Annotated in this window: 15 protein-coding genes and 1 riboswitch; of the genes, 3 read left to right on the forward strand and 12 right to left on the reverse strand. The window is 64.3% G+C overall.

Annotation, left to right across the window (positions count from 1 at the left end; translation table 11 throughout):
• Window positions 1-25: 25 nt before the first annotated feature.
• From cobA to cbiE, 5 genes are read right to left on the reverse strand one after another with little or no spacing between them, the layout of a single operon-like run.
• A complete protein-coding gene (gene cobA, locus HCN50_RS01115) occupies window positions 26-754 on the reverse strand; it encodes a uroporphyrinogen-III C-methyltransferase (RefSeq protein ID WP_171707773.1) in 729 nt (242 codons plus the stop codon).
• Window positions 751-2,064: a cobyrinic acid a,c-diamide synthase CobB gene (locus HCN50_RS01120; protein WP_171707774.1), complete on the reverse strand. Its 1,314-nt coding sequence runs from the start codon at window positions 2,062-2,064 to the stop codon at window positions 751-753. The genes cobA and HCN50_RS01120 overlap by 4 nt, the downstream gene beginning before the upstream one ends.
• Complete coding sequence (gene cobM, locus HCN50_RS01125) at window positions 2,064-2,846, reverse strand: precorrin-4 C(11)-methyltransferase (RefSeq protein ID WP_171580693.1); 783 nt, start codon at window positions 2,844-2,846, stop codon at window positions 2,064-2,066. The genes HCN50_RS01120 and cobM overlap by 1 nt, the downstream gene beginning before the upstream one ends.
• The gene (locus HCN50_RS01130; protein WP_171707775.1) at window positions 2,843-3,211 is read right to left on the reverse strand and encodes a cobalamin biosynthesis protein; all 369 of its coding nucleotides are present in this window, start codon (window positions 3,209-3,211) and stop codon (window positions 2,843-2,845) included. Before HCN50_RS01130 ends, cobM begins: the two co-directional genes overlap by 4 nt.
• Entirely contained in the window at window positions 3,208-4,389 is a 1,182-nt protein-coding gene (gene cbiE, locus HCN50_RS01135; protein ID WP_171707776.1) for a precorrin-6y C5,15-methyltransferase (decarboxylating) subunit CbiE, read from the reverse strand. The genes HCN50_RS01130 and cbiE overlap by 4 nt, the downstream gene beginning before the upstream one ends.
• Between cbiE and HCN50_RS01140 the strand changes: the two genes are divergently transcribed.
• Window positions 4,388-5,137 (forward strand): cobalt-precorrin-6A reductase, encoded by a 750-nt coding sequence (locus HCN50_RS01140; protein ID WP_171707777.1) that lies wholly within the window; start codon window positions 4,388-4,390, stop codon window positions 5,135-5,137. The two genes, cbiE and HCN50_RS01140, sit on opposite strands and share 2 nt — an antisense overlap.
• On the opposite strand, the gene cobJ is transcribed toward HCN50_RS01140, so the two are convergent.
• From cobJ to HCN50_RS01175, 7 genes are read right to left on the reverse strand one after another with little or no spacing between them, the layout of a single operon-like run.
• On the reverse strand, window positions 5,113-5,847 hold the full coding sequence (cobJ, locus tag HCN50_RS01145) for a precorrin-3B C(17)-methyltransferase (RefSeq protein ID WP_171707778.1): 735 nt from the start codon (window positions 5,845-5,847) through the stop codon (window positions 5,113-5,115). The two genes, HCN50_RS01140 and cobJ, sit on opposite strands and share 25 nt — an antisense overlap.
• Window positions 5,844-6,575 carry a precorrin-2 C(20)-methyltransferase gene (locus HCN50_RS01150; RefSeq protein WP_171707779.1) on the reverse strand — a complete coding sequence of 244 codons (732 nt, stop codon included), beginning with the start codon at window positions 6,573-6,575 and terminating at the stop codon, window positions 5,844-5,846. The genes cobJ and HCN50_RS01150 overlap by 4 nt, the downstream gene beginning before the upstream one ends.
• Window positions 6,576-6,577: 2 nt before the next feature.
• On the reverse strand, window positions 6,578-7,207 hold the full coding sequence (locus HCN50_RS01155; protein WP_171707780.1) for a precorrin-8X methylmutase: 630 nt from the start codon (window positions 7,205-7,207) through the stop codon (window positions 6,578-6,580).
• Window positions 7,207-8,370, reverse strand: a complete 1,164-nt coding sequence (gene cobG / locus HCN50_RS01160; protein ID WP_171707781.1) for a precorrin-3B synthase — start codon at window positions 8,368-8,370, stop codon at window positions 7,207-7,209. The genes HCN50_RS01155 and cobG overlap by 1 nt, the downstream gene beginning before the upstream one ends.
• Window positions 8,367-11,612, reverse strand: a complete 3,246-nt coding sequence (gene cobN / locus HCN50_RS01165; protein WP_171707782.1) for a cobaltochelatase subunit CobN — start codon at window positions 11,610-11,612, stop codon at window positions 8,367-8,369. The genes cobG and cobN overlap by 4 nt, the downstream gene beginning before the upstream one ends.
• A complete protein-coding gene (cobW, locus tag HCN50_RS01170) occupies window positions 11,612-12,646 on the reverse strand; it encodes a cobalamin biosynthesis protein CobW (protein ID WP_171707783.1) in 1,035 nt (344 codons plus the stop codon). The genes cobN and cobW overlap by 1 nt, the downstream gene beginning before the upstream one ends.
• Complete coding sequence (locus HCN50_RS01175; protein ID WP_028348744.1) at window positions 12,643-13,017, reverse strand: DUF1636 family protein; 375 nt, start codon at window positions 13,015-13,017, stop codon at window positions 12,643-12,645. The genes cobW and HCN50_RS01175 overlap by 4 nt, the downstream gene beginning before the upstream one ends.
• Before the next feature lie 90 nt (window positions 13,018-13,107).
• Window positions 13,108-13,324: riboswitch (cobalamin riboswitch) on the reverse strand.
• Window positions 13,325-13,363: 39 nt separating this feature from the next.
• Here HCN50_RS01175 and cobO point away from each other — a divergent pair.
• Both cobO and HCN50_RS01185 read left to right on the forward strand, forming a co-directional pair.
• Window positions 13,364-14,017, forward strand: a complete 654-nt coding sequence (gene cobO / locus HCN50_RS01180) for a cob(I)yrinic acid a,c-diamide adenosyltransferase (protein ID WP_171707784.1) — start codon at window positions 13,364-13,366, stop codon at window positions 14,015-14,017.
• A 25-nt stretch (window positions 14,018-14,042) separates the two neighbouring features.
• On the forward strand, window positions 14,043-15,491 hold the full coding sequence (locus tag HCN50_RS01185) for a cobyric acid synthase (protein ID WP_171707785.1): 1,449 nt from the start codon (window positions 14,043-14,045) through the stop codon (window positions 15,489-15,491).
• Window position 15,492: the final 1 nt, after the last annotated feature.

The raw sequence follows: 15,492 nt of genomic DNA on the forward strand, positions 1-15,492 counted from the left end.
CTGGCGAGATCGGGCGACGGCATCATCATAAAGTCTCTCCCGCCAGCGCGCCGAAAAGAATGACCGCCGCCGTCGTTGCGGCGGTCGCTTGCGCGAGCTGCTCTGCGAGCTGTGCAATCGTGGTGCGGACAATCCGCTCCTCGGCGCGGCCCAGAGACTCCGCAAATAGCGCCGGCGTGTCGGGAGCCATGCCGTGCTCTATCAGCTTTGCCGCGAGCGCCGGGAATGTGCGCTTGCCCATATAGACCGCGGTCGTCGATTCCGGATCGGCCAGTGCCGCCCAATTGAGATTCGCGGGCAACCGCCCGGTGACATCTGCGCCGGTCACGAACTGGACGCGGCGCGAGGTGCGCCGGCGGGTGAGTGGAATGCTGGCGCGCGCTGCCGCAACGTAGGCTGAGGTGACGCCTGGAATGATCTCGTAGTCGATGCGCGCCGCGCGCAGCGCCTCGATCTCTTCTTCAAGCCGGCCGAAGATGCCGGCGTCTCCCGATTTCAAACGTACAACGCGGGCGTTTGCGGCGGCGCAGTCGATGAGCAGCCGGTTGAGGTGCTCCTGTTTGGCTGAGGGCCGGCCCACACGCTTGCCAACCGCTACCAGATTGGCCCCGGCTCGGGCGTAATCGAGGATCGCGCCCGAGGCAAGGTCGTCATACAGCACGACATCAGCAGCGCGCAGACGCGCAGCCGCCTTGAGCGTCAGGAGCTCGGGATCGCCTGGGCCGGCCGAGACAAAGGAAACAAAGCCGCTCACCTGTCCTCCGCAATGAGGTGGAAGAACGTGCCGGTGGCGTAGCCGCGTCGCGAGCCCGTCTCCGCAACGACCGCGCCAGTCGCGTCGCGCACGATAGCCAGAGGTGTATCGGGCTGCGAGACAATCGTGGAGTAATGGAATTCATGGCCGCGCAGGAGCGCTCTGGCCTGATATCCGGGCATCGGCAGAGCGAGTTCCGCAAGTCGATAGCCCAGATGCATGCGACGTTGGGCAAAACTCGTCTCCAGGCCGAGCAGTCCGGTCATCTCGTGGCGTGTGCCGCCACCCTCGGTCAAGGCGGTGCCCAGCACCATGTAACCGCCGCATTCGCCATGCACCGGCCGTGTCTCAGCAAAGGATTTTAGCGCACGGCGGAATTGGCGATTTGCCGCGAGTTGGCCGGCGTGCAATTCCGGATAGCCGCCGGGCAGCCAGCAGACGTCGGCACTGTCATCAGGACCCTCGTCGGCGAGCGGCGAGAAGGTCGCGATCTCGGCACCGGCGGCACGCCAGGCCTCCAGCATGTGCGGATAGACGAACGAGAATGCGCCGTCGCGCGCCAGAGCGATGCGCTGGCCGGGTGGCTTGACGCTCGGGCCGTGTGCGGCGCATGGCGCCGTCGAGGCGCATGCCGCCGATTGCAACACTGCATCGAGATCGACATGCTCGGCGACGAAGCGGGCGGCTTCCGCGATCAGGCCGTCGACCTCGCCCTGCTCCTCAGCCTGCACCAGGCCAAGATGCCGCTTCGGCAAGCTGATCGCGGCGTGGCGGGGCAACGCCCCGAACACGGCAATGCCGGCGCCTGCCATGGCACGGCGCACCAGGTCCTCGTGCCGGGTGCTGGCGACGCGGTTGAGAACGACGCCGGCAAGACGCACGCCTGCGCGGAAATCGCGCAGTCCCGCAGCCACCGCCGCGGCGGTTTGCGCCTGTCCGGAGGGATCGATCACAAGCAGGACCGGCCAGCCCATCATCTCGGCGATATCGGAGGTAGCGCCGGTCCCCGAGAGGCCCCGTGTGGCAACGCCGTCGAATAAGCCCATCGAACCTTCGGCCAGAACGAGATCCGCATTCGCACCGCGCGAAGCGAGCGCCTCGATCGCTTCGCGGTGCATGGCCCAGCTGTCGATGTTGACGGAGGTGCGCCCCGCGGCGGCCGCATGAAAGGCGGTATCGATATAATCGGGCCCGCTCTTGAAGCACTGGACCTTCAGCCCGCGATCGCGATAGGCGCGCGCCAACGCCAGCGTCAGCGTCGTCTTGCCGACACCGGATGCAGGCGCGGAGATGACGAGGCTCGCCGTCATCACGAGCCTTCCGGAAAGCGCGGCGTCGGCCCGAGCGGCCGATAGCGGCGGTCATAGTCGACGGCATACAGGCGGCTCTCTCCGAAATCTTCCGAACCCAGTGTGCGGCCAACCAGAATAACGGCCGTGCGCTCGAGCTCGGTGCTTACAGCAGAATCCAGCGTACCGAGCGTAGCGCGAATGATGCGCTGATCCGGCCAGCTTGCGCGCCAGACTATTGCGACCGGGCAGTCTCCTCCGTAGTGCGGCGTCAGCTCATCAATTACCCTAGAAAGCAGATGGATCGAGAGATGGATGGCGAGCACCGCACCGGTCGCGGCGAAGGTGGCGAGCTTCTCGCCTTTCGGCATCACGCTCGCCCTGCCCGGCATCCGCGTCAGGACGACCGATTGCACAAGACCTGGCAGCGTGAGCTCAGCCTCGATCGCGGCCGCGGCGGCGGAAAAGGCCGGCACGCCGGGCGTGATTGAATAGGAGATTTGAAGCGCGCGCAGGCGGCGCAATTGCTCGCCCATCGCCGACCAGATCGAGAGATCCCCGGAATGTAGCCGTGCGACGTCCTTGCCCTTATGATGCGCGGCGACGATCTCCGACATGATGTCGTCGAGCGACAGCGGCGCGGTGTTCACGATCCGTGCATCCTTTGGGCAATGGGCAAGAACGCCCTGGGGTACGAGAGAGCCGGCATAGAGGCAGACCGGACAGGCGGCAATCAGATCGCGACCGCGCAAGGTGAGCAGATCAGCTGCTCCCGGTCCGGCGCCGATGAAGTGCACCGTCATTCGGCGTCTCCTTCCGCGATCGCTGCGGTCGCCGTCCGATCCTGCGAGAGGGCCCGCGTCGAAACAAGGCGCGCACCACGGCCGGCGACCGCAAGCGCCGCGGCTTCGGCGACGGAGCCCGTACCGAACTTCGCCTTGATGGATTCTGACTGTGTGGGCGTGGCAATGCCGGCCAGGACATCGGCCGAAACAGGCCGGATCGGCACGTTGAGTTCGCGCGCCAGCAATTTGAGCGCGGCGGTTTCGGCCTTGTCGCTGACCGTTGCAACTGCCGCGAGATCTTCAGGACCGCCCGCGGCGGCGAGAGCTTCGCGCAGCGCAGCCAGTGTGACCTCCCGCTTGAACCCCAGACCTGCGACTTTCACTTGACTGCACTCCATTGCACGACCGGCCGCACCGCTTCCCAGGAGCGGTAGCGGCCGAGGTGACCCGCATGCGCAATCTCGATTCGCATCAACTCGCCACCGTGGCGTTGATGAAGGTCCGAGAGTAGCGCCTCGGTCTCCAGCGTGACGGCATGCGCAACTAACCTCACTCTCGGCTCAATGCGCGACCACACCGCATCGAACATCCTGGCGTCGAGCCCTCCGCCGATGAAAACGGCTTGCGGTGTCCCAAGGCCCGAGAGGATATCTGGCGCTATTCCCTCAACGATGGCGATCCGATGCGTCAGACCGAAGGTTGCCGCGTTGCCGCGGATATTCGCTACGCGATCAGCCCGCGCTTCGACGGCGATCGCCGTGCCACCACAGAGAGCCCATTCTACCGAGATCGAACCTGAACCGGCGCCAATGTCCCATAATCTGTCGCCGCATCTCGGCGCCAGCGCCGAAAGCGCGAGCGCGCGCATCGGCCGCTTGGTGAACTGGCCGTCATGCACGAAGAGCGCGTCCGAAAGGCCGGAGCTACGCGGAACGCCGTGCGGTCCATTGGTTTCCAGCGCAACTGTCACCGGACCCGCGCCGCTATCGGCGGCGTAGCTGTCGGCCCGATATTGCGCCACGGATTCGCGGGCACCGCCGAGCGCGGTGAGCGTCCACAGCCGTGAATCGCCCCAGCCGCGCGCCGTCAACCATTTGGCCAGATCTCCGGGCGCCTTGTCGTCGCGCACGAGACAGATAATGCGCGCTCCACGTGTCAGATGCGGCACCAGGCGTTCGAATGGCGCCGCGTGGAGTCCAAGACAGACGACAGATTCGAGCCGCCATCCGAGCCGCGCCGCAGCAAGTGAGAATGTCGAGGGCGCAGGATGCGCAATCCATTCGCTCTTGCTGAGCCGTTCCGCGAGACTGGCTCCTACGCCGTACCAGGATGGATCGCCCGAGGCGAGCACCACCGTCGGACGGCCGCGGCAGGTCAGGACGCAATCTGTCTCGAACGGCACCGACCAGGGACGGCCGCGGTCGGCAATCCCTGCCAGCGCGAGATGCCGTTCGCCGCCAAACACCGTCTCGGCTTCCGCAAGCGCCTTTCGGCTTGCATCCGAGAGGCCGGCAAGGCCATCTTCGCCAATGCCGATAATCGTCAGCCAGGGATCATGCATGATGCGCGCCCTCATTCTGGGCGGAACAAGCGATGCCAATCTGCTCGCGGACGCTGTGGCGCGCGCGGGGTGTAATGCGATCTATTCCTATGGAGGTCGCACCCGCGCCCCGGCGAACCAGCCGCTGCCGACCCGCATCGGGGGGTTCGGCGGCGTGAATGGCCTTGCCGAGTTCATTCGACGCGAGGGAATAACGCACCTTGTCGATGCAACCCATCCCTTCGCGGCCGAGATGAGCCGCAATGCGGTTGCAGCGTGCGAGACGACCGGAACACCGCTGATCGCGCTCGAGCGCGCACCCTGGGCAAAAGAGGCCGGGGACACTTGGATCGAGGCCGCGGATATCACCTCGGCTGCCGCAGTGTTGCCGAACAATCGCGCGCGGGTATTTCTTGCGATCGGACGGCAGCACATCACAGCTTTCAGCGCCAGGCCGCAGCACGCCTACACTTTGCGGTTTGTCGATCCTCCCGATCGACCACTGCCATTTCCGGATGTCGATGTCATTGTGTCGCGCGGACCATTCACCCTCGCCGGCGAATTGGAGATGATGCGCGCGCGCGGCATCGAATGGGTTGTTGCCCGCAATGCCGGTGGAGCGGGCGCGCGTGCCAAGATCGACGCTGCGCGCGAGCTCGGCCTTCCCGTCGTGATGCTCAAGCGGCCCGAATTGCCTGACAGGCCGCGGGTCGAAAGCGTGACGGAGGTCATGCATTGGCTCCGTCATCGGGCATGCCTCGGTGCATAGACCCAGCGGCCGACGCGGCGCGTTGCTGAATTGCCTACGATGACAAGGGTTCGCATGTCGGCCATCTCGGGCCGTGCCTCGCGCAGCATCACCGTTTCAATTCGCTCCGCGGCCGTGCTGACCGCATGGGCAAAGATCACGAGGCGTTCGCCCCAACCTGCCTCCTTCAGAACCGAGAGCGCGCGTCCAAAACCATCGGGCCGGCTCACTGAGCGCGGATTGTACATCGCGATCGCAAAGTCAGCTTCGGCAGCAAGCCGCAAGCGCTTCTCGATCATCGGCCACGGCTTCAGATTATCGGAGAGATTGATCGCGCAAAAATCGTGGCCGAGCGGCGCGCCGGCGCGCGCGGCCGCTGCCAGCATTGCAGTTACGCCGGGCAGAACGCGGATTGCAAGCCCCTGCCATTGCGGCGAGACTTCAAGGGCTTCGAATACAGCCGCTGCCATGGCGAAAACACCCGGGTCGCCGGACGAAACCATGACAACGCGGCGTCCCTTCGATGCCAGCTGCAAGGCATCGTTTGCGCGCTGCAACTCCATGCGATTGTCTGATGGATGTAGCGTCAGTCCTTCACGCGGTTGCACCCGCGCGACATAGGGCGCATAGCCCACGACGTCGGTCGCGGCGGCGAGCGCGGCGGAGACTTCCGGCGTGACTAGCGCCTGGTCGCCCGGCCCAAGTCCCGCGATGGTCAATATGCCCGTCATTCGGCCGCCTCCATCCGGCGTCCCTGCCCATGCACGAGTACGATCGCGAAATAGGGACACTCGGTCTCGTCCAGGTCCCTCAGCCGCACGACGCGCTCACCCGGCATGGTGCCGCGTTCGATCAGCCATGCCTCGCCAAGGCGGCCGGCGGCGGCAAGCGCGCGGCGCACCTTCTTCAGATTGCGCCCGGTCTTCATGATGACGAGCGCATCGGAATTGCGCGCGCGTTGCTCGAGCTCGTGTTCCGATAGCGTACCCATCAGCACCGTCATCACATCTTCGCCGAGGGCGATCGGCAGGCCGACCGAATTCCAGCAGCCAGCCATGCCGGGAATGCCGGCGATCACCTCGATTTCGACGCGGGCCTGCAGACGTGCACGCAGGTGCATGAAGGAGCCGTAGAAGTAGGGATCGCCCTCGCAGAGAATGACGACGTCGAATGCGCGGGCAAGCCGCGCAAGACGCTCCGCCCACTCGTCGTAGAAGCCTGCAAGGAGGCGAACATATTCCGGACGGTCGAAGGCGATCTCCGTCGTGACCGGATACTCCATCGGATATTCGCAGACGTCCTTTGCCAGTAGTCCCTCGACGATGCGGCGCGCCTGGCCGGGCCGTCCCTTCTTCCGGAAATAGGCAACGTGCTTGGCCGCACGGACCTCACGATCGGCGCGCACGCTCATGAGGTCCGGATTTCCTGGCCCGAGGCCGCAACAGATGATGCGCCCCATGGCTATTCGCTCCGGCTCGCCAGCGCGTTCACGGCGGCGACCGTGATCGCCGAGCCGCCAAGGCGTCCCTCGACCGTCAGCGCCGGCGCAGGCTGGTCAGCCATTAGCGCAACCTTGGCTTCAGCCGCGCCGACAAAGCCGACCGGACAACCAATGATCGCCGCAGGTCTTGGACAGTTGCGATCCTCCAGCATGTTGAGCAGGTGAAATAGCGCGGTCGGCGCATTGCCAATAGCGACGATCGCGCCGTCCAGATGCGGCCTCCACAATTCCAGCGCTGCGGCTGAGCGGGTATTGCACATGGATTGCGCGAGGGAGGGAACCGCGGGATCGTCAAGCGTACAGATGATGGCGTTGCCGGCCGGCAGGCGCGCACGCGTAATTCCCTCCGACACCATGCGTGCGTCGCAGAGGATAGGCGCGGCGTTCTGAAGCGCAGTCCGCGCGATGCGCGCCATGCCGGGCGTGAAGCGGATGCAGGATTCGAGACTGACCATGCCAGCGGCATGGATCATGCGAACGACGACCGGCTCCTCGTCGGCCGAAAAGCGCTCAAGGTCCGCCTCGGCACGGATGGTGGCGAAGGATTGACGGTAGATCGCCGCACCATCGGTTTCATAGACGTGCGGCATCAGCGCGCTCCCGTTAGAACGGAAGGATCCGCGATCATTCGGCCCGCGCTTACTCCACGCTGGCTAGGCGTATCCCGCGTTGAGCCGCTGCGGATGACATCAAATCCCTCGCGGGTCGCAACAAGGGTGAGCGCGGCAGCCGCCGAATGGGCACAGCCTTTGGCACAGCCAGAGACGTGAAGCCTCTCGTCCGCGGCAATATGCGGCGCAAGCGCGGCTGCAAGCGCACGAGTATCGGAATGCGCCTCACAGCAGGCGGGCGCACCGCTGCAGGCGACGACGCGCAGAATGGGATCGTCCGCTTGGGTGACAAGGCCCTCGCAGTGGGGCATTTCGCGCAATTCTTCCGCCACAATCATGCGCCAGGGCGTCATCCGTAATCCTTGCGAGCATCCGGCAAGATGGCTGAGCGCGGCATGTGTCAGCTGTCCGAAAGCCGCAGCGACCATCGCGCCTTGCGGATAAAGTCCGGGACGCGGCTCCGCGGTCATGCAAGCCGGCTTGAGGTTGCCACGAAGCGCGTCGGGCAGTTTTGCGCCAGCCCCGACATGCGCTCTCATTCGCCCTCTGCCCTCCCTGGCTCCGCCCGAATCGACGAACCACTCGGCAAGCGCGAGCGCAACGCTTACCGCTTCTGTCCGCGAGACGGGGCGACCATGCTCCGCACCGTCGGCACGCACGATCAGCTCTCCCGCGATGCTGCGCTCGATGCGGATGTCGGCGGAGGCGCCGGCCAGCACGGGCTCTGTGCTGCAATCAACGGCGAAGCCGAATTTTGTTGGCAGGCCGGGCGGTCCCATCACAAGCCCGTGTTCAAGTTCTGCTGCGAGAAAACAGGTATCGTCACTTTCGCTCCAGAAGGGCGTGACAAGGATGTTGCGCCGCGCTTCCGAGTCCGGATCGGGATCGAGCAAGTGCAGCCGTGATAGTTCCTCGATCAACGGCCGATGACCTTGATCACTGACACCCCTGATTTGCAGGTTGGCCCGGCTGGTCAGATCGATCAGGCCGTTGCCGTAGCACTCGGCCAGCACCGCAATTCCCGCTGCCTGCTTCGCATCGAGCCGGCCACCGTGCGGCCGGATGCGAACCACGAGCCCATCCCCCGACCGCATCGGCCGTAAGGCGCTGGGGCACCAGCCCTTGATCGCAACAGCGCTCATGAAGCCTCCCGCAGCGCGGCCGCAATCGAATTGCGCCGTGTCCTCCAGAGCGAAGCGTGATGCAAACGGGTGAAGCAAGTCTCGATCGCCGCGAGCGCCGCCGGATTCTCGCGCGCCATGAAAGTGCGCACGTTGTCGCTGCCAAGCGTTGCGTCGTAGTAGAGATCGAAGAGATGCGTGGGCACCGCATCGGCAAGATGTGCAAAGCTGGCCATATGCTCTAGCGTGGCAGCGATTTCCGCCGCGCCCCGAAAGCCGTGGCGCATCATGCCGGCGATCCATTTTGGATTCGCCGCACGCGCACGCACGACGCGCGAAATTTCCTCGGTCAACGAGTGAGCACGCGGCTGATCGGGATGTGTCGCGTCGAGGTGGTAGAGCGATGGTGTGGCCGCGCCCAGGGACGCCGCCGCGGCCGCAAGGCCCGCCTCATGCACGGCATAGTCTGCGGCGAGCAGCAGATCCGTTTCCGGCAGGTCCTGCACATGGACGAAGGCATTAGCGGCGACGAGCCGTGCCTCGACACCTGTGCGATCAGGCCGCATCGTGCCGTCGGACGCGAATGCCCAAGATGAAGCCGACAGCCAGGCTTCACCGGCCGCGTTGCGCGTCCCCGCCGTGAAGACATCCGGCATCGATGCCATACCGACACCGTACTGCCCCGGACGGGGTCCAAACACACGCGCCGCGCGATGACGATAGGGATTTTCGTCGCCCTCCTCATCGCGTTCCGAAAGCGCTTGGGTCGCTGCCTCGAACAATTGCGCAAGAGATGAAAAGACGTCGCGAAACAGTCCCGACACGCGAAGCGTCACGTCGATGCGCGGCCGACCAAGAGCCGCTGGTGCGATGATCTCATAACCCGACACCCGGCCCGATCCGTGGTCCCAGCACGGCGCGATGCCTGCCAGGTGCAGGGCCATCGCGAAATCCTCGCCTGCGGTGCGCATGGTGGATGATCCCCAGAGATTAACCAGCAGCCCCCTCGGCCAGTCGCCGTGATCCTGCAGGTGACGGCGCAGCAATTCCTCGGCGAGCTTGATCCCCTGCACATGCGCGGACGGTGTCGGCACTGCGCGGGGATCGACGGCGAACAGATTGCGTCCGGTCGGAAGCACATCGCGCCGCCCGCGATAGGGCGAGCCTGCCGGCCCCGGAGCAACGCGCCTACCAGAGAGAGCGTCAAGCAGCGCGCCCTTCTCCGCCTCGCCGCAAGCCCCGCGGCCGAACACATGCAGGCCATCGCCGAACTGGCTTTCCTTGAGGTCGCAGACAAAGCGATCGATCCGGGGAATTGCCTCAGCCGCCGCAGCCGAGGCGCCAAGCCCGAGATCCTCTTCCAGTCCCGCGGCACGCGCTTCATCGCGAATCGACGCGATTAGGCGCTGGCGGCGCGCCGGATCGAGACCATCGGCCGTCGAATATTCATCGAGCAGTTGCTCGAGCCGGCGCAGGCCTTGAGGCAACGCCGCCCGAGCCAATGGTGGCGGCAAATGCCCAATCGTGACGGCGCCGATGCGCCGCTTGGCCTGCGCGGCCTCGCCGGGATCGTTGACGATGAAGGGATAGATCACGGGCATGTCGCCGATCAGCGCTTCAGGCCAACAGGCAGCGGACAGCGCCACGGACTTGCCGGGCAGCCATTCCAGCGTTCCGTGAGCGCCCATATGGACGACCGCGTCGACCTTTTGCTGCCTGAGCCAAAGATAGAATGCGACATAGGCGTGGCGAGGCGTGCGGGAAAGATCATGATACTCGGCGTCACGATTGGTAACATCACTGCGTTCAGGCTGAACGGCGATAATCGCCTTGCCACACTGGATCGCTGCGAAATGAAATTCGCCACCACGACAGGCGGGATCGTTCTCCGGCGCGCCCCAGGCGCGCGCAAGGTCATCCTGTAATGGGCGTGAAAGCCTCGCCAGTTCCGTGCGGTAATCCGCAACGCTAAAGATCAATTCCTCCCGCTGGAGAGTTTCACCGAACGCTCCCGCAGCTTTCACATCGTAACCAGCAGCTTCGAGATCGGAGAGCAGCGTTTCGACCGAAGCGAGCGCGTCGAGCCCAACCGCATGCGCGAGCTGGTGCGGACGGCCCGGATAGTTCGAGAGCACAATCGCCAGCCGCTTCACGCCTGCCGGCTTGTCCGCGAGCCTGTGCCAGGCTACCACCCGATCCACGACCGAACCGACACGTTCGTCGTCAGGCCTGTGCGCCAGATGCGCAAATTGCAGATCGGGATCGCGCTCACCCGCCGACTTGAAGCTGACCACGCCCGCAAATAGCCGGCCGTCAATCTCCGGCAACGCTACATGCATCGCCAGATCGCCCGGTGAGAGACCGCGAAGCGACTCTGCCCAATCCTCGCGCCGGGCCGTCGACAACGCAACCTGGAACACCGGACAGGAGGCGGCATCGAAAGGCGTCGTGCCGTCGTCGGCGGCCGCAGAGAAGGCGGTTGCATTGACGATCACTGCAGGCGGGGATTGCTCGAACTGCCCCTTCAGCCAATCCGTTACACCGGCGGCCTTTAGCGATGTGACGAAGACGCCATAGGCATCAAAACCCTTTTGCCGCAGTGCTGTGATCAGTGCGTCGACCGGGGCGGTATCTGCCGAGGTGAGATAGGAACGATAGAATGTGATCAGCGCGCGCGGGTGGCAGGAATTTCGCAGCACCGCGATTGCGCCCCGATCTGGATCGTAAAAACCGATCTCGGAGATTTCGATCTCGCCGACTACAGGCCCCGCATAAAGTCCCGAGGCCAATGCAAGCTGGGCGATTGCCGCCTGCGCCGCCATTGCTCCGCCCTTGTCGCATAATGCCTTCAGCCGTCCGAGCGTCAAGGCAGGCAATGTTGAGAGCGCATCCAGCCGCGGGTCGTCGCGACCATCACCTGGCAGCACCGCGAGCGCGATGTCGCGGTCCTTGGCCAATTGATGCAGGGCAGCCAGTCCATATGGCCAGTAGGACTCGCCACCGATCAGGCGCACCAGTACGCCGCGCGCATGCGATAGCGTCCGCTCGATATAGGTATCGACCGAAAGCGGATGACGCAGTTCCGCAAGGTTCGCGAGCCTCAGCGACGGCAGGCAAGTACGCCCACGCTGCCAGCCGGACGCGAACGCGGCGAGATCGCTATCCGAGAACGAGAGCACGACAAGGTCGGCCGGGTCCTGGCCGAGATCCCTAGGGATCGCGGTCTCCTCAAGACCGCGGCTCTCGCGAAATACGACGTGCATCAAAGACCAAGTCCCACCCTGATGGCAGCCTCGTCGATATTGTCGTGTTCACCAATCAGAACCAGCTTCGATCGCCTGGGCCGCGTGCCCCAAGCCATATCGAACTGATACCGCACCCGCTCGCCAACTGATTGCAGCAACAATCGCATCGGCTTGCCCGCGACCGCGATATATCCCTTAGCGCGCAGCACATTCTGCTCACGCGCAAGTCGCTGGATCGATGCGACCAGCGCTTCGATATCGGCAACTTCCGGGAGTTCGACGACAACGGAGGCAAAATCGTTGTGTTCGTGCTCGTCCTCGCCGTCGTGGTGCGACGGGCGCGCGGCGAGATCGTCTTCCGCTGCCGCTTCGAGACCAAGGATGATACGCGCATCGACTGCGCCGTCGACGACCGCCAGCATCGGCACGCGACGCGGCATTTCGGCGCCAATCGCCGCCTTGGCCGCTTCAAGTCCTTGAACGCCGGCAAGATCCGCCTTGGTGAGCAGCACGATATCCGCGCACGCGATCTGATCCTCGAACACTTCCGACAGCGGCGTCTCGTGATCGAGGTTTTCATCGGCCGCACGCTGCGCTTCCACCGCAACGGGGTCTGGCGCAAATCGGCCGGCCGCCACAGCCTCGGCATCCGCCAGCGCGATCACGCCGTCGACGGTGATCCGCGAGCGGATCTCCGGCCAATCGAACGCCTTGAGCAGCGGCTTTGGCAAGGCCAATCCCGATGTCTCGATCAGGATATGGTCGGGCTTCACGCGGCGCGAGAGCAGCTGCTCCATGGCGGGAATGAAGTCATCGGCCACCGTGCAGCAAATGCAGCCATTGGCGAGCTCGACGATGTTCTCGGCGGGACAATTGACATCCGCGCAGGATTTCAGGATCTCTCCGTCCACGCCTTCACTGCCGAACTCGTTGACGAGCACCGCAAGCTTCTTGCCATTCGCGTTGGCGATCAGGTGCTGGATCAGCGTCGTCTTGCCCGAACCGAGAAAGCCGGTGACGACCGTGACCGGAACCTTGGCGAGCGTGTTCATTCTGCGGGCTCCGGCAGGATGGTGATGGGTGGAATACGGGCAAGCGATTGTTTGCGGAAGATCTCCGGCCGGCTGCGCCACGGCACGATGCCGTCGGGCGCCGCCGCATAGGCCGCAGCTCCAGCAACTACGTCCGGCGCGTTTGCATCGGATAGGCGTCCGTAGACATAGGACCAGCGTCGCGGCGCGCTGAGAGCAATCGAGCAGCCCTGGCTGCAGGCGGACAGGCACTCGACCGGAACGACGCTGACGCCTTCGGGCACGCCAGCCTGAAGGATGGCGCTATGCAGACGGGCGCCCGGCGCGGTCTCGCCTTCCCTCAAGGATTGGCCGGCACGGCAGGTGATGCAGACATGAAGCGTGACGGTCATCGCCCTCCTCGACGTTTTGGCGGAGGCGATGAGGCGCACGAACCATAGACATAAGGGTTCGTTGCCGTCGCGGAGCACCCCGTCCGCCGGTCTCAAGTCTCTGCGCTGGCAGGTCTCCCGGCTTGCGGAGCAGGTTTTCCCTTCGATCTCCGCCTTCCCAACCCTGACGGGTCAGTGGCTCTTGAAGATCTCTCCGGTCACGGTCGCGGGGGCGGCTGCGTTTCAGGCTCAAGCTTTCAAGGCCAGAGTCCTATCGCATTCCCTCTTCGCCTGTCGTAGGACAGGAACCAACGCCACCCCACCATTTGCCCAAGCGTGCAACTTGTCAAGCCAAAGGAGCGTGCCGATGACTTCCGAACCTGATGCCGCTGAGGATGAAACCGTGACCTCCGAGGCCTCGCTGGACGCCCGTCATGCGGACAAAATGGCGAAGAAAAAAGCAGCGCGCGACCGGATGATGGCCGCCAAGAGCAGCGAGAAGGGACTCATCATCGTCCATACCGGCGCGGGCAAGGGGAAATCCTCCTCGGCTTTTGGCATGATCATGCGGTGCGTCGCGCATGGCTTTTGCTGCGCCGTCGTGCAGTTCATCAAGGGTGCGTGGGAAACTGGCGAGCGCCGCCTGCTGACCGGACATTTTGGTGAATTATGCCAATTCCACGCGATGGGTGAAGGCTTCACCTGGGAAACACAGGACCGCGCCCGGGACATCGTCGCGGCGCGCGCTGCATGGGAAAAGGCCAAGCAGCTGATCGCCGATGAAGCCTTGCGCATGGTCGTTCTCGACGAGATCAACATTGCGCTTCGCTACGACTATCTGGAGATCGGAGAAGTGGTCGAGTTCCTGAGCAATTCAAAGCCGCCGATGACGCATGTCGTCCTCACGGGGCGCAATGCCAGGCAGGAATTGATCGATGCCGCCGACCTCGTCACAGAGATGACGCTCGTGAAGCATCCCTTCCGATCCGGCATCAAGGCGCAGCCCGGCGTCGAGTACTGACGAATCAACCGCGGAATCCAATTCGATGGCGCTCGCATTGATGATCCAAGGTGCGGGATCGGACGTGGGCAAGTCGCTCATCGTTGCCGGCCTTGCGCGCGCCGCGACTCGGCGCGGCTATCGGGTGCTGCCCTTCAAGCCGCAGAACATGTCGAACAATGCGGCCGTGACAATCGACGGTGGCGAGATCGGACGCGCGCAGGCATTGCAGGCGCAGGCCGCAGGTGTCGAGCCGCACACCGACATGAATCCCGTCCTGCTCAAGCCGGAGACAGATGTTGGCGCCCAGATCATCGTGCAGGGACGGCGCGTGGCGACGCTGCGAGCCCGCGCGTACGCTGCGATGAAGTCATCGCTGATGGAGCCGGTCCTCGAAAGTTTCGGACGCCTGAAGGATCGTGCCGATCTTGTTCTGGTCGAGGGCGCCGGCAGCCCAGCCGAAGTTAATCTGAGGAGCGCCGATATCGCCAATATGGGTTTTGCCCGCAAGGCCGACGTGCCAGTCGTGCTGGTCGGCGACATCGATCGCGGCGGTGTGATAGCGCAGCTCGTCGGCATTAAGACCGTGCTAGATGCAGACGATGCGGCCATGATCCGCGGCTTCGTCATCAACAAGTTCCGCGGCGATCCGACGCTGTTTGACAACGGCTACCGGCTGATAGAAGCACGCACATCCTGGCGGGGATTTGGGGTTCTCCCCTATTTCGCCCGCGCTAGCGAGCTTCCGGCTGAAGATGCGCTGGGGCTTGCTGACGCCCGCAAGGTAGGCAAGTGCAAGATTGCCTTTCTCGCGCTGTCGCGGATCGCGAACTTTGACGACCTCGATCCGCTGAAGCTCGAGCCTGATGTCGACCTTGTGATGGTCCGGCCTGGAGAGGCAATCCCGGGCGACGCAAAACTCGTGATCCTTCCCGGCTCGAAGTCGACACGCGGCGACCTCACCTTCCTGCGCGCGCAAGGTTGGGACATCGATCTTCTCGCGCATCATCGTCGCGGCGGCCATGTGCTCGGCGTCTGCGGCGGTTACCAGATGCTCGGACGCAGTGTGGCGGATCCGACAGGAATCGAGGGACCGGCGGGAGAAACGCCCGGCCTCGGACTTCTCGACGTGACGACGGTGATGACGTCAAAAAAGACTCTCACGCGCGTTGCGGCGGTCCATGCCGCGACGGACCGGCCGATCGAGGCTTACGAGATTCACATCGGGCATACCGACGGGCCGGACCGTGCACGGCCATTTGCTTTGGTTGGCAGCGCGCCGGAAGGCGCAGTTTCCAGCGACGGACGCGTGTACGGTAGCTACCTGCACGGCCTGTTTGCTTCAGACAATTTCCGCAGCGCATTTCTCGCGCAACTGGACATTCCGGCCGCAGACCAGCAGTACCGCGCCAGGGTGGAGAGCGCGCTCGATGCGCTTGCCGATCACATCGACAACCATCTCGATGTAAATGGGCTGCTTGCGCTCGCGCGCTGAG

This window comes from Bradyrhizobium archetypum (genome assembly GCF_013114835.1).
Classification (GTDB): domain Bacteria; phylum Pseudomonadota; class Alphaproteobacteria; order Rhizobiales; family Xanthobacteraceae; genus Bradyrhizobium; species Bradyrhizobium archetypum.

What these genes read in the sequence shown, in the direction of transcription:
- HCN50_RS01120 (WP_171707774.1), bottom strand. Translation starts at nt 2,064, where the DNA reads ATGACGGCGAGCCTCGTCATCTCCGCGCCTGCATCCGGTGTCGGCAAG.
- cobM (WP_171580693.1), bottom strand. Translation starts at nt 2,846, where the DNA reads ATGACGGTGCACTTCATCGGCGCCGGACCGGGAGCAGCTGATCTGCTC.
- HCN50_RS01140 (WP_171707777.1), top strand. Translation starts at nt 4,388, where the DNA reads ATGATGCGCGCCCTCATTCTGGGCGGAACAAGCGATGCCAATCTGCTC.
- cbiE (WP_171707776.1), bottom strand. Translation starts at nt 4,389, where the DNA reads ATGCATGATCCCTGGCTGACGATTATCGGCATTGGCGAAGATGGCCTT.
- cobJ (WP_171707778.1), bottom strand. Translation starts at nt 5,847, where the DNA reads ATGACGGGCATATTGACCATCGCGGGACTTGGGCCGGGCGACCAGGCG.
- HCN50_RS01150 (WP_171707779.1), bottom strand. Translation starts at nt 6,575, where the DNA reads ATGGGGCGCATCATCTGTTGCGGCCTCGGGCCAGGAAATCCGGACCTC.
- HCN50_RS01155 (WP_171707780.1), bottom strand. Translation starts at nt 7,207, where the DNA reads ATGCCGCACGTCTATGAAACCGATGGTGCGGCGATCTACCGTCAATCC.
- cobG (WP_171707781.1), bottom strand. Translation starts at nt 8,370, where the DNA reads ATGAGCGCTGTTGCGATCAAGGGCTGGTGCCCCAGCGCCTTACGGCCG.
- cobN (WP_171707782.1), bottom strand. Translation starts at nt 11,612, where the DNA reads ATGCACGTCGTATTTCGCGAGAGCCGCGGTCTTGAGGAGACCGCGATC.
- cobW (WP_171707783.1), bottom strand. Translation starts at nt 12,646, where the DNA reads ATGAACACGCTCGCCAAGGTTCCGGTCACGGTCGTCACCGGCTTTCTC.
- HCN50_RS01175 (WP_028348744.1), bottom strand. Translation starts at nt 13,017, where the DNA reads ATGACCGTCACGCTTCATGTCTGCATCACCTGCCGTGCCGGCCAATCC.
- cobO (WP_171707784.1), top strand. Translation starts at nt 13,364, where the DNA reads ATGACTTCCGAACCTGATGCCGCTGAGGATGAAACCGTGACCTCCGAG.
- HCN50_RS01185 (WP_171707785.1), top strand. Translation starts at nt 14,043, where the DNA reads ATGGCGCTCGCATTGATGATCCAAGGTGCGGGATCGGACGTGGGCAAG.